This window comes from Citrobacter enshiensis, from assembly GCF_029338175.1.
GTDB lineage: Bacteria > Pseudomonadota > Gammaproteobacteria > Enterobacterales > Enterobacteriaceae > Citrobacter_D > Citrobacter_D enshiensis.
The window spans coordinates 3,155,106-3,167,213 of the sequence record NZ_CP119862.1; the positions used below are offsets into that span (position 1 = coordinate 3,155,106).

Genomic DNA, 12,108 nt, shown 5'->3' on the forward strand with positions numbered 1-12,108 from the left:
AGACAGACGTGCCGCAACGAATTTTGGTGCTTGGCGCCAGTGGTTATATTGGTCAACATCTGGTGCAAGTACTCAGCCAACAGGGGCATCAGGTGCTGGCGGCGGCACGTCGTATTGAACGGCTGGAAAAACAACAACTGGCGAATGTCAGTTGCCATAAGGTTGATCTGAACTGGCCGGATAATCTCGCCCCTCTGCTGGCAGGGGTCGACACGGTTTACTATCTGGTTCACGGCATGGGCGAAAAAGGCGACTTTATCGCCCATGAACGTCAGGTGGCGCTGAACGTCCGCGATGCGCTGCGAAACACCCCAGTCAAACAGCTGATTTTTCTCAGTTCGTTGCAGGCTCCCGTGCATGAACAGTCTGAACATTTGCGCGCGCGACAGCTCACGGCGGAAACCCTGCGTGATTCCGGCGTACCGGTCACCGAGTTGCGCGCCGGTATTATTGTCGGGGCCGGTTCAGCCGCTTTCGAAGTCATGCGCGACATGGTCTATAACCTGCCGGTGCTGACGCCGCCGCGCTGGGTACGCTCACGCACCACGCCCATTGCGCTGGAAAACTTACTGCATTATCTGGTGGCGCTACTGGACCATCCTGCCAGCGAACATCGCATTCTCGAAGCTGCCGGACCGCAGGTACTGAGCTATCAGGAACAGTTTGAACACTTTATGGCCGTCAGCGGCAAACACCGACTGCTGATTCCCATCCCTTTCCCGACCCGCTGGATTTCCGTCTGGTTCTTAAACGTCATTACTTCGGTGCCGCCCACCACAGCAAAAGCCTTGATACAGGGGCTGAAACACGATCTGCTGGCCGACGACACCGCACTGCGCGCGCTGATACCGCAAACGCTCATCACCTTTGACGATGCCGTTCGCAGCACGCTGAAGGAAGAGGAAAAGCTGGTGAACTCCAGCGACTGGGGGTACGACGCCCTGGCGTTTGCCCGCTGGCGTCCGGAATACGGTTATTTTGCCAAACAGGCTGGCTTTACCGTCAAGACCCCCGCCAGTCTGAAAGCGTTATGGCAGGTGGTGAACCGTCTCGGCGGGAAAGAGCGTTACTTCTTCGGCAATATTTTGTGGCAGACCCGGGCACTGATGGACAGGTTGATCGGTCATAAACTGGCAAAAGGTCGACCCGCACGCGAACTTTTGCAAGTGGGCGATACGGTAGACAGTTGGAAGGTGATCATCGTTGAGCCAGAAAAACAACTCACATTGCTGTTTGGTATGAAAGCCCCTGGGCTGGGTCGTCTGAGTTTTACACTCGAAGACAAAGGCGATCACCGACAGATAGATGTGCGTGCCTGGTGGCACCCGCACGGAATGCCCGGACTCTTCTACTGGCTGCTGATGATCCCCGCGCATCTGTTTATTTTTCGCGGCATGGCGAAACGAATTGCCAGACTTGCAGAACAAATCACAGATTAGTAATAAAAACATACTGTATTGTTTCATGTTTCCCATTGCATACAGACGTAATTCACGGAAGAATGCGCACGACGTTTTATTAAACACAGTGGATTGATATGAAGGTACTGGTTACCGGCGCCACCAGCGGCTTAGGTCGAAACGCGGTTGAGTTTTTGCGCAACAAAGGCATCAGCGTCAGAGCCACCGGTCGCAATGAAGCGATGGGTAAGCTGCTGGAGAAGATGGGAGCGGAATTCGTGCATGCGGATTTGACCGAGCTGGTCTCCTCGCAGGCCAAGGTGATGCTCGCAGGTATCGACACGCTATGGCATTGCTCCAGTTTTACCTCACCGTGGGGAACGCAGGAAGCCTTCGATCTGGCCAATGTTCGCGCTACCCGTCGCTTGGGTGAATGGGCCGTTGCCTGGGGCGTACGCAACTTTATTCATATCTCTTCCCCCTCACTGTATTTCGATTACCACCACCATCGCGACATCAAAGAGGACTTCCGCCCTCACCGATTCGCCAATGAATTCGCACGCAGTAAAGCCGCTGGCGAAGAGGTGATCGGCCTGTTAGCGCAAGCCAACCCGCAAACGCGGTTTACCGTGTTGCGTCCGCAAAGTCTGTTCGGTCCCCACGATAAGGTGTTTATCCCGCGACTGGCGCACATGATGTACCATTACGGCAGCATCCTGTTGCCGCACGGGGGCAGCGCGCTGGTGGACATGACCTATTACGAAAATGCCATCCATGCCATGTGGCTGGCCAGTCAGGACGCCTGTGATTCATTACCGTCGGGTCGTGTCTATAACATCACCAACGGTGAACACCGCACATTGCGCAGCATCGTGCAGAAACTGATTGCTGAGTTAAATATCGATTGCCGCATTCGCTCCGTGCCCTACCCGATGCTGGATATGATCGCGCGCAGCATGGAACGCTTCGGCAATAAATCAGCGAAAGAGCCCAGGTTAACGCACTACGGCGTGTCGAAGCTGAACTTCGACTTTACGCTGGATACCTCTCGTGCGCAGGAAGAGCTGGGTTACCAGCCCGTCATTACCCTGGACGAAGGGATTGAACGCACCGCCGCCTGGCTTCGCGACCACGGTAAGCTGCCGCGTTAATCTTGCCCGTACTTCTCCAGTAGCGCTTCAGCAATCGCCTGCGTTTCTGCATCCGCCACGCCGTTCCATAACGCCGGGCGGAAGTGCATCTGGAACGCCATAACCACCCGTTGCTGTTCGCGCTGCGTCATCGTTGGTTTCACCTCATAGCCGTAGCGCGCCAGTAGATCCAGCAGAATGGCGGGATCCACAGGGGCGTGCGGCGCTCGCCCGGCCAGATAAAACGTCACTCGCGCGGCGTCTGGCCATGCGCCGATGCCCTGTGCCGCCAGCTCACGCCACGGGAAGAGCGGTCCCGGATCGTCTTTGCGTTGCGGGGCGATATCCGCATGCGCCACCACATTCTGCGGCTTGATGTCATAGCGGGTGACGATCTCTTTCGCGAGCGGGATCAACGCCTGGATCTGCGCGGGCTCAAAGGGAGCGAAATACTTTGTCCCCGCTGACTGTTGCCATCCACGATTCTCAAGTTCAATACCGATCGAGGTGTCGTTAATACGCGTGGCGCCTCGCCAGTAACTGATCCCCGCATGCCAGGCCAGATCGCGCTCTGGCACAAGCTGCCAGATTCGCGGTTTGCCGCCATAAAGCGGAGGGACGGCAGGGATCAGGTAGTGCGAGCTGACGTTTTTATCCGTCAGCGTCGCCAGGGAAGAATCAAAATCATCCGCAGTGTAATGGATGACCAGCACTTTGATACGGGGATACGCCGCCTGCGCCTGGCGACGGGTATCCAGTTGATAACCGGCTTTATCGACGATGCCTTTCTCACCCGCACATCCCGCTAATAGCAGCGTGAGCGCGACGAGCCACACCCCACGTTTCATCGGCGCGTTTTCACTGCCGTACCGCTGACGCTCACCATCAGCATACTGCTGTCTTTGCCGACGGTTTCGTAATCGATGTCGATGCCAACCACGGCGTCTGCGCCCAGCGCTTTCGCCTGTTCGCCCAGTTCCTGGAAGGCGATTTCACGCGCTTTACGCAACTCTTTCTCATAGGCACCGGAACGGCCACCGACGATATCGCGAATGCCGGCAAAGAAATCGCGGAAAATATTGGCACCGAGAATCGCCTCACCGGTCACCACACCGCAATATTCCACGATGCTCTGTCCTTCCAGCGTTGGGGTAGTCGAAAACTGCATGTTGGTCTCCTTGTTTACCTAAGCACTCGATCTCAAAAGCATTATCGGACCGATACGCTATCATTGAAAAGATATTATTCATTATCGTAGACAGCTTTTATGCAGAAAGCTTAATAAGGAAATCACTATGCGCTACCGCAAACTCTCCCTGCTTGTTCCCTGCGCGCTGCTTCTCAGCGCCTGTACGACGACCGTAACCCCCGCATACAAGGACAATGGTTCGCGTAGCGGCTCCTGCGTAGAAGGCGGCCCGGACAGCGTGGCTCAACAGTTCTATGATTACCGCATCCAACACCGCAGCAATGACATTACCGCCCTTAGCCCTTATCTGAGTGATAATCTGGCGAAATTACTGACCGATGCCAGCCGTGATAAAAATCACAATCAATTGATGGGCAGCGATCCGTTCTCGAGCCGCGACGCGCTGCCGGATAGCGCCAGCGTTGCCAGCGCATCGACCATTCCGAATAGTGATGCACGTAATATTCCACTGCGTGTAGAGCAAAAACAGGGGACGCAAAGCTGGCGTGATGAAGTGTTGATGATTAATGAAGGTCAGTGCTGGGTGATTGACGATGTACGCTATGTGGGCGGCAGCGTTGATGCGCCAGCCGGTACGTTACGCCAGTCGATCGAGAACCGCTAACCCCCCTGCTTGCCGGATAAGGCGTTGTAAACTGTAGCGCCGTCCGGCAGCAAAGCAGCATGATGTCCAGAGGGCCTTCTGCTTATCCCCTCAGATGCCTAAATCATAACCCCCATAAATTGTCTGGCATTCTGCATAGAATGCCGACAATTATTCTTGCCGCCCACCGAGTCCGCTATTTTGTGCTATGTTTAGTTAAGAATGCGGTTTGCATTTAACTTTTAACGCATAAATATTGCATAACTATTCTGTCAAAGGTAGTATCTGCGGCTTCAATAGCTATCAGACTGCCAGTATACGAGTGTCAATGAGTATTCAATTAAACGGCATTAACTGCTTCTACGGCGCGCATCAGGCGCTGTTCGATATCACGCTGGATTGCCCTCAGGGCGAAACACTGGTGTTACTTGGCCCAAGCGGGGCGGGTAAAAGCTCGCTACTGCGCGTACTCAATCTGCTTGAGATGCCGCGTTCCGGCACGCTCACTATCGCAGGTAACCATTTCGACTTCACGAAAACCCCGTCTGATAAGGCGATTCGTGAGCTGCGCCAGAACGTGGGCATGGTCTTTCAGCAATACAATCTGTGGCCCCATCTCACGGTACAACAAAATCTGATTGAAGCGCCCTGCCGCGTACTGGGTCTGAGCAAAGACCAGGCGCTGGCGCGCGCGGAAAAACTGCTGGAACGTCTGCGTTTGAAGCCGTACAGCGATCGTTACCCGTTGCACCTTTCCGGCGGTCAACAACAGCGTGTGGCCATTGCGCGCGCGCTGATGATGGAACCCCAGATCCTGTTGTTTGATGAACCGACAGCCGCGCTGGACCCGGAAATCACCGCCCAAATCGTCAGTATCATTCGTGAACTGGCTGAAACTAACATTACTCAGGTGATCGTCACTCACGAAGTGGAAGTGGCGCGTAAAACCGCCAGCCGCGTGGTGTATATGGAAAACGGTCACATCGTCGAGCTTGGGGATGCGAGCTGCTTTGCAGATCCGCAGACCGATGCATTTAAAAACTATCTCTCTCACTAAGTTTCGGGACAATGACAATGAAAAAAGTTCTGATTGCCGCGCTAATTGCCAGTTTTAGCCTTTCTGCTACAGCAGCCCAGACCATTCGTTTCGCTACTGAAGCGTCGTATCCTCCGTTTGAATCCATGGACGCTAACAACAAGATCGTCGGTTTTGACGTTGATCTGGCGAATGCGCTGTGTAAAGAGATTGATGCGACCTGTACGTTCACTAACCAGGCGTTTGACAGCCTGATCCCAAGTCTCAAATTCCGTCGTTTCGATGCGGTCATGGCGGGGATGGATATCACGCCGGAGCGTGAAAAACAGGTGCTGTTCACCACCCCGTACTACGACAACTCCGCGCTGTTCATTGGTCAGCAAGGCAAATTTACCGGCGTTGATCAGCTGAAAGGCAAAAAGGTCGGTGTACAAAACGGTACCACGCACCAGAAATTCATCATGGATAAGCATCCGGAAATCACTACCGTTCCGTACGACAGCTACCAGAATGCCAAACTGGATCTGCAAAACGGCCGTATTGATGGCGTCTTTGGTGACACCGCCGTGGTGACTGAATGGCTGAAGGACAATCCGAAGCTGGCGCCGGTGGGCGATAAAGTCACCGATAAAGATTACTTCGGCACAGGTCTGGGCATTGCGGTCCGTCAGGGCAACAGCGAACTGCAGCAGAAATTCAACACTGCGCTGGAAAAAGTGAAGAAAGATGGGACGTACGAAACCATCTATAACAAATGGTTCCAGAAGTAATCCTTGATGAATGAATTTTTTCCTTTAGCAAGCGCCGCCGGGATGACCGTCGGCCTTGCCGTTTGTGCACTGATCATTGGCCTGGCACTTGCCATGTTCTTTGCGGTCTGGGAGTCAGCAAAATGGCGTCCGGTTGCATGGGCAGGTTCGGCTCTGGTTACGATTCTGCGCGGACTGCCAGAAATTCTGGTCGTACTGTTTATCTATTTCGGTTCCTCTCAGCTGCTGTTAATGCTGTCGGACGGATTCACCATTAACCTCGGCATTGTGCAGATTCCGCTGCAAATGCAGATCGAAAACTTCGACGTTAGTCCGTTTCTGTGTGGTGTGATTGCCTTGTCGCTGCTCTATGCGGCCTATGCCTCGCAGACTCTGCGTGGGGCGTTGAAAGCCGTTCCGCTCGGGCAATGGGAATCGGGTCAGGCGTTGGGTCTGTCAAAAGCGGCGATTTTCTTTCGTCTGGTGATGCCGCAGATGTGGCGTCATGCCCTGCCGGGACTGGGTAACCAGTGGCTGGTCTTGCTGAAAGATACCGCGTTAGTCAGTCTTATCAGCGTCAACGACCTGATGCTACAAACGAAAAGTATTGCCACCCGAACCCAGGAACCCTTCACATGGTACATCGTGGCGGCGGCTATCTATCTGGTCATCACCCTGGTCAGTCAGTACATTCTCAAACGCATTGATCTGCGCGCGACACGTTTTGAACGGAGACCAGGCTGATGCTTGAGTATTTACCTGAATTAATGAAAGGGCTGCATACCAGCCTGACGCTGACCGTGGCGTCGATTGTGGTCGCCCTGATCCTGGCACTGGTTTTCACCATCATCCTGACGCTGAAAACGCCAGTGCTGGTCTGGGTGGTTCGCATCTATATCACGCTCTTTACCGGAACACCGCTGCTGGTGCAGATCTTCCTGATCTACTACGGACCAGGACAGTTCCCGTCACTGCAGGAGTATCCGGTGCTGTGGCATCTGCTCTCGGAGCCGTGGCTGTGCGCGTTAATTGCGTTATCTCTGAACAGCGCAGCGTATACCACGCAGCTGTTCTATGGCGCTATCCGCGCCATTCCAGAGGGCCAATGGCAGTCCTGCGGCGCACTGGGGATGAGCAAAAAAGACACGCTGGCGATTCTGTTGCCGTACGCCTTTAAACGCGCCCTCTCCTCTTACTCTAACGAAGTGGTACTGGTTTTCAAAAGTACCTCGCTGGCGTACACCATTACGCTGATGGAAGTGATGGGACATGGTCAGTTGCTGTACGGTCGTACCTATGATGTGATGGTCTTCGGCGCGGCAGGCGTCATTTACCTGATTGTTAACGGCCTGCTGACGCTGCTGATGCGTTTGGTCGAGCGTAAAGCCCTGGCGTTTGAGCGCAGAAATTAAGCCTTAAACTGCATAACAGTGAATCAACAAGACGGACAAGTCTCACAACTGTCCGTCTTTTTTTATTCATCACAAAATAATTAATCATTTTTATTGCATACAAATTCATTAAATGGCATTGTGAATTCGTACCGCAGACACGGTAAAAATCATAAGATTGACAGACGGGAGTTTCACAATGAAAAAGTTAGTTCTGGCTGCATTACTCGCAACGTTTGCAACTGGCGCCGCAGCGGCTGAGAAGATCAATTTTGGCGTTTCCGCCACTTACCCTCCTTTTGAATCGATGGATGCGAACAACAAAATTGTCGGTTTTGATATCGATCTGGCGACAGCATTATGCAAACAAATGCAGGCTGAATGTACTTTTACCAATCATGCTTTTGACAGCCTGATCCCCGCCTTGAAATTCAAAAAATATGACGCGGTGATTTCGGGTATGGATATTACGCCGGAACGCAGCAAGCAGGTCTCATTTACCACGCCTTACTACGCCAACTCTGCGCTGGTAATTGCGAAAAAAGAGACCTACAAGACCTTCGCCGACCTGAAGGGTAAGCGTATTGGTATGGAAAATGGCACCACCCACCAGAAGTACCTGCAGGACAAACACCCTGAGGTAAAAACCGTGGCCTATGACAGCTATCAAAATGCGATTATCGATCTGAAGAATGGCCGTATTGATGGCGTATTCGGCGATACCGCAGTGGTGAATGAGTGGCTGAAAACCAACCCTCAACTGGGTACCGCCACGGAAAAAGTGACCGATCCGCAATACTTCGGCACCGGTCTTGGCATCGCGGTCCGCCCGGATAATAAAGCCCTGCTGGAAAAACTGAACGGTGCGCTGGCCGCCATCAAAGCCGACGGCACGTATCAGAAAATCAGCGATCAATGGTTCCCGCAGTAAGACCAGAAATGAATAAAGCAGCGATAAGCTAACACTGTTAGTTTAAGACCGAGATATCCGGGGCGACCACCGGGTTTGGCGTCCCTCCGGGAACCAAATCCCGGTGTTTCCCCTCATTCATTGGCTTAAGTGAACGGTGTTACGCGATGAGCGGCTTTATGATTGTCTGACCAGCAGCGTCAACACTTCATAATGGGCGGTATGCGGGAACATATCGAAAAGCTGGACGCGTTCAATGCGATAACCGGGTAATTCACCGATATCTTTCGCCATTGTCTGTGCATTACAGCTGGAATAGATAATGTATTCCGGCGCCATCTGGCTTAAATAGTCACACAGCGCCTTCCCAATACCGCGACGCGGTGGATTGACCAGCACCAGTTCAGGTACGCCTCCCTGAGCGGTGGCAAATTGGGTTGAGTCCAGCGCCTGAAAATGCAGATTCTGTAACCCTAATTCGCGGGCGGATTGCTTTGCGCAGGCTATCGCCTCCGGAGCGATTTCAATTCCGGTCAGCGTCATCTCCGGCGTCGCGCAATGCAGGCCAAACCCGCCAACGCCACAGAACAGATCCCACATATGGTTGACCGGAAGCTGTCGCACCCAGTCACGCGCGGTTGCATATAATTGGCTTGCCACTACGGGGTTGGTCTGGAAAAAGCTCTGTGGGCGGATCCACAGCGGTACGCCGTTAAAACGTTCCGCCAGCGCCTGCTGCTCGGTCAGGAAGTTTTCCGTCTCCCCTTCCATGATCGCCATATGCACAGGCTGAATATTCGCGGTAATGACCTTCAGTTGGGGTAACTGCGCCAGTAACCCCGGCAGCGCCGCCCGCAATTGCCCGAGTTTAGCCTCTGAACGCAACACAAAGCGCAACATCATGCCGCCGTCCTGCTGGCTTTGTGTCAGCAGGATGTATTTCAGCTCGCCACGCTTGCGCGCCACATTGTAGGGCGTCAGTCCGGCGCGCGCGATAAACGGTTTCAACGCCGCAAAAATGGGGGCAAAAGAGGCGGGATACAGCGGGCAATCGCAAAGATCTTCCGGCGTGCCGTCACGATGAAGCATACCCAGCAGCGGTTTCTCTACGCTGCCGCTGACCACCATTTTCGCCTTATTGCGAAATCCCTGTTCAGGGCCGCAGACAGGCGCGCACCACTGTGTGACCGGGCGTTCGGCCAACAAAGTGTGCAGATCGGCTGTTTTGGCGGCGAGTTGCTCGCTTATCGGTGCTGTGATCCACTGACAAGAGCGGCAGCGACCTGCGTCATAGAGTGCGCAGTGCATAAGAAAACCTTCAAATTATCAGGGCGGTGATTATACACATTATTGCAGGCGGAAGAACCGGCGGCTGGCGGGGGGAATAAACAGCAGCAGCAAAACCAGCATATCGGGCAGTTTTTGCATCACCAGGGTACGCAGGATCTCGCGTTTTGACTCGCCTGCAATGCTGAACAGTTCAGGATAGCCGTACCCCAACGAGGCCGCCCACAGATAACCGGTCGCAATGACCTGGGTCAGCAGATAGACCCAACGGGCCCAGTTGCGCCCTTTGACTAACGAAAACGCACAGTAAATTTCGACAAAAACCAGTACCAGACTCCCCAAAAAGACCAGGGTCAGGTTCCATGTCTGCACGCTGCGATGAATAAATTCAACGATTCCCGGCACGCCAAGCGTGTTAAAAATCATCAGCAAGTCAAGGCCGCGGATCATAATAATGGCGAGCGCCGCCACCTGCACCAAAGCAGGGACATTCAAACGAGCATGTGATGAGGCTGATTTTTTAAAAAATCCCACCGTGTTCTCTTCCGTGAAAGCAATGCCGCGACAAGCGCGGCAGAGTGTAGCCAGGTGGGCAGATTTTAGTTTCTTCAGCCGCGTCTTGCACGCTGGATATCGCGGATCCGTTGTTTTTCCATACGTGCCATCAGATACCAGGCGATAAATCCGACAATTCCTACCACCCCAAGGATCAGGGTCGCTAAGGCGTTTATTTCCGGGTTAACGCCCATACGTACGCTGGAGAAAACCAGCATCGGTAAGGTCGTCGCACCAGGACCAGAGACAAAGCTGGCGATAACCAGATCGTCAAGCGAGAGCGTGAAGGCCAACAGCCAGCCAGAGATCACCGCCGGCATAATCATCGGCAAGGTGATCACGAAGAACACCTTCAACGGCGTGGCGCCAAGATCCATCGCCGCCTCTTCAATCGATTGATCCAGTTCGCGCAACCTCGATGAAATCACCACCGCCACATACGCGGTACAGAAGGTGACGTGCGCCAACCAGATGGTCAACATGCCACGGTCCGCCGGCCAGCCGATAGCGTGTCCTAATGCCACAAACAGCAACAGCAACGACAGTCCGGTAATGACGTCCGGCATCACCAGCGGCGCCGTTATCATAAACGCAAACCCGGTGGAGCCGCGAAAACGCCCAAAGCGAACCATCACCACGGCGGCAATGGTACCGAGAATCACCGCCATGGTGGCCGCACAGGCGGCAATGGTCAGGCTCAGGGCGACTGCGCTCATCATCGCTTCATCGTGAAAAAGCTCGCCGTACCAGCGCGTGGACCAGCCCGCCCAGACCGTCACCAGTTTGGAGCTGTTAAAGGAGTAAATCACCAACATCAGCATCGGCGCATAAAGGAAGGTAAAACCAAGCACCAGAATGAAGATTCGCCAGGGCGAACGGACTACCGGTAAGTTGTTCATCCGTGTTCCCCCGCACTTTTTTGCTGATGTTTGTGGAACCACATGATCGGGACGATCAGCAGTAACAGCATGATAATGGCCACCGCAGAAGCGACCGGCCAGTCACGGTTGTTGAAGAATTCCTGCCAGAGCACGCGGCCAATCATGATGCTGTCCGGACCGCCGAGCAATTCCGGGATCACGAACTCCCCGACCGCCGGGATAAAGACCAGCATCGACCCGGCAATAATGCCGCCCTTCGTCAGCGGCACGATGACACTGAAGAAGGTTTTCAACGGTTTTGCCCCTAAATCCAGCGAGGCTTCCACCAGCGAATAATCGATGCGGGTTAGCGCGGTATAAATCGGCAGCACCATAAACGGCAAATAGGCATACACAATCCCAATGTACACCGCCAGATTGGTGTGCAGAATCGTCAACGGCTGATCAATGACCCCAAGCCACAGCAAAAAGTTGTTGAGCACCCCGTTGTTTTTCAAAATCCCCATCCACGCGTAGACACGGATCAAAAACGAGGTCCAGGACGGTAAGATCACCAGCAACAGCAGGATGTTACGCGTGGAGGATTTGCTGTGCGCCACCGCCCACGCCAACGGATATCCCAGCAGTAAGCAGCAGAGTGTCGAAATCCCCGCCACCTGCAGGGATTGCAGATACGCGTCAAAATAGAGCGGATCGTCCGTCAGTTGCAGGAAATTCCCCAGATTGAGCGTGACAGACAACTGTCCGTCAGCCCACTCCATCAGATTGGTATACGGCGGAATCGCCCGCGCCATCTCCGACAGACTGATTTTAAAGACAATCAGAAAAGGCAGCAGAAAGAGCAGGATCAGCCAGATATACGGCAGCGCAATGACCATCTTGCGCCCATGCTTCATTTGCATACGCGACATAAACAGCGTGAAGTTGCTGTGTTTGTTCACGCGTGCCGCAGGTTCAAGTGTACTCATCTTCGCTC

14 protein-coding genes are annotated in these 12,108 nt (G+C 53.8%); 8 read left to right on the forward strand and 6 right to left on the reverse strand.

Annotated elements, in window-relative coordinates:
• Nucleotides 1-8: 8 nt before the first annotated feature.
• Together P2W74_RS15175 and P2W74_RS15180 are read left to right on the forward strand one after the other, a co-directional pair.
• Nucleotides 9-1,439, forward strand: coding sequence for an SDR family oxidoreductase (locus P2W74_RS15175; RefSeq protein WP_276292256.1), 1,431 nt, complete (start codon nt 9-11; stop codon nt 1,437-1,439).
• Between the two features lie 98 nt (nt 1,440-1,537).
• On the forward strand, nt 1,538-2,551 hold the full coding sequence (locus P2W74_RS15180; protein ID WP_276292257.1) for an NAD-dependent epimerase/dehydratase family protein: 1,014 nt from the start codon (nt 1,538-1,540) through the stop codon (nt 2,549-2,551).
• On the opposite strand, the gene P2W74_RS15185 is transcribed toward P2W74_RS15180, so the two are convergent.
• Nucleotides 2,548-3,378: an N-acetylmuramoyl-L-alanine amidase gene (locus tag P2W74_RS15185; protein WP_276292258.1), complete on the reverse strand. Its 831-nt coding sequence runs from the start codon at nt 3,376-3,378 to the stop codon at nt 2,548-2,550. The two genes, P2W74_RS15180 and P2W74_RS15185, sit on opposite strands and share 4 nt — an antisense overlap.
• The gene (locus P2W74_RS15190; RefSeq protein WP_001160726.1) at nt 3,375-3,698 is read right to left on the reverse strand and encodes a heavy metal-binding domain-containing protein; all 324 of its coding nucleotides are present in this window, start codon (nt 3,696-3,698) and stop codon (nt 3,375-3,377) included. The genes P2W74_RS15185 and P2W74_RS15190 overlap by 4 nt, the downstream gene beginning before the upstream one ends.
• Before the next feature lie 127 nt (nt 3,699-3,825).
• Between P2W74_RS15190 and P2W74_RS15195 the strand changes: the two genes are divergently transcribed.
• The 6 genes from P2W74_RS15195 to artJ all read left to right on the forward strand — a co-directional run bounded on the left by P2W74_RS15195 (nt 3,826) and on the right by artJ (nt 8,430).
• Nucleotides 3,826-4,344 carry a lipoprotein gene (locus tag P2W74_RS15195; RefSeq protein WP_276292259.1) on the forward strand — a complete coding sequence of 173 codons (519 nt, stop codon included), beginning with the start codon at nt 3,826-3,828 and terminating at the stop codon, nt 4,342-4,344.
• 307 nt (nt 4,345-4,651) lie between these two features.
• A complete protein-coding gene (gene artP / locus P2W74_RS15200; protein WP_162379619.1) occupies nt 4,652-5,380 on the forward strand; it encodes an arginine ABC transporter ATP-binding protein ArtP in 729 nt (242 codons plus the stop codon).
• A 17-nt stretch (nt 5,381-5,397) separates the two neighbouring features.
• Nucleotides 5,398-6,129, forward strand: a complete 732-nt coding sequence (artI, locus tag P2W74_RS15205) for an arginine ABC transporter substrate-binding protein ArtI (protein WP_192611726.1) — start codon at nt 5,398-5,400, stop codon at nt 6,127-6,129.
• A gap of 6 nt (nt 6,130-6,135) precedes the next feature.
• A complete protein-coding gene (artQ, locus tag P2W74_RS15210; RefSeq protein ID WP_276292260.1) occupies nt 6,136-6,852 on the forward strand; it encodes an arginine ABC transporter permease ArtQ in 717 nt (238 codons plus the stop codon).
• Complete coding sequence (gene artM, locus P2W74_RS15215; protein ID WP_276292261.1) at nt 6,852-7,520, forward strand: arginine ABC transporter permease ArtM; 669 nt, start codon at nt 6,852-6,854, stop codon at nt 7,518-7,520. Before artQ ends, artM begins: the two co-directional genes overlap by 1 nt.
• Nucleotides 7,521-7,698: 178 nt before the next feature.
• Nucleotides 7,699-8,430 (forward strand): arginine ABC transporter substrate-binding protein ArtJ, encoded by a 732-nt coding sequence (artJ, locus tag P2W74_RS15220; protein WP_276292262.1) that lies wholly within the window; start codon nt 7,699-7,701, stop codon nt 8,428-8,430.
• A 156-nt stretch (nt 8,431-8,586) separates the two neighbouring features.
• Here the strand turns inward: artJ and rlmC are convergent, their stop codons facing one another.
• From rlmC to potH, 4 genes are read right to left on the reverse strand one after another with little or no spacing between them, the layout of a single operon-like run.
• On the reverse strand, nt 8,587-9,717 hold the full coding sequence (gene rlmC, locus P2W74_RS15225) for a 23S rRNA (uracil(747)-C(5))-methyltransferase RlmC (protein WP_276292263.1): 1,131 nt from the start codon (nt 9,715-9,717) through the stop codon (nt 8,587-8,589).
• 39 nt (nt 9,718-9,756) lie between these two features.
• Nucleotides 9,757-10,254 (reverse strand): YbjO family protein, encoded by a 498-nt coding sequence (locus P2W74_RS15230; RefSeq protein ID WP_276295202.1) that lies wholly within the window; start codon nt 10,252-10,254, stop codon nt 9,757-9,759.
• A 50-nt stretch (nt 10,255-10,304) separates the two neighbouring features.
• The gene (potI, locus tag P2W74_RS15235) at nt 10,305-11,150 is read right to left on the reverse strand and encodes a putrescine ABC transporter permease PotI (protein ID WP_203358328.1); all 846 of its coding nucleotides are present in this window, start codon (nt 11,148-11,150) and stop codon (nt 10,305-10,307) included.
• Nucleotides 11,147-12,100, reverse strand: a complete 954-nt coding sequence (potH, locus tag P2W74_RS15240; protein ID WP_276292264.1) for a putrescine ABC transporter permease PotH — start codon at nt 12,098-12,100, stop codon at nt 11,147-11,149. The genes potI and potH overlap by 4 nt, the downstream gene beginning before the upstream one ends.
• Between the last annotated feature and the right edge of the window lie 8 nt (nt 12,101-12,108).

What these genes read in the sequence shown, in the direction of transcription:
- P2W74_RS15180 (WP_276292257.1), top strand. Translation starts at nt 1,538, where the DNA reads ATGAAGGTACTGGTTACCGGCGCCACCAGCGGCTTAGGTCGAAACGCG.
- P2W74_RS15185 (WP_276292258.1), bottom strand. Translation starts at nt 3,378, where the DNA reads ATGAAACGTGGGGTGTGGCTCGTCGCGCTCACGCTGCTATTAGCGGGA.
- P2W74_RS15190 (WP_001160726.1), bottom strand. Translation starts at nt 3,698, where the DNA reads ATGCAGTTTTCGACTACCCCAACGCTGGAAGGACAGAGCATCGTGGAA.
- P2W74_RS15195 (WP_276292259.1), top strand. Translation starts at nt 3,826, where the DNA reads ATGCGCTACCGCAAACTCTCCCTGCTTGTTCCCTGCGCGCTGCTTCTC.
- artP (WP_162379619.1), top strand. Translation starts at nt 4,652, where the DNA reads ATGAGTATTCAATTAAACGGCATTAACTGCTTCTACGGCGCGCATCAG.
- artI (WP_192611726.1), top strand. Translation starts at nt 5,398, where the DNA reads ATGAAAAAAGTTCTGATTGCCGCGCTAATTGCCAGTTTTAGCCTTTCT.
- artQ (WP_276292260.1), top strand. Translation starts at nt 6,136, where the DNA reads ATGAATGAATTTTTTCCTTTAGCAAGCGCCGCCGGGATGACCGTCGGC.
- artM (WP_276292261.1), top strand. Translation starts at nt 6,852, where the DNA reads ATGCTTGAGTATTTACCTGAATTAATGAAAGGGCTGCATACCAGCCTG.
- artJ (WP_276292262.1), top strand. Translation starts at nt 7,699, where the DNA reads ATGAAAAAGTTAGTTCTGGCTGCATTACTCGCAACGTTTGCAACTGGC.
- rlmC (WP_276292263.1), bottom strand. Translation starts at nt 9,717, where the DNA reads ATGCACTGCGCACTCTATGACGCAGGTCGCTGCCGCTCTTGTCAGTGG.
- potI (WP_203358328.1), bottom strand. Translation starts at nt 11,150, where the DNA reads ATGAACAACTTACCGGTAGTCCGTTCGCCCTGGCGAATCTTCATTCTG.
- potH (WP_276292264.1), bottom strand. Translation starts at nt 12,100, where the DNA reads ATGAGTACACTTGAACCTGCGGCACGCGTGAACAAACACAGCAACTTC.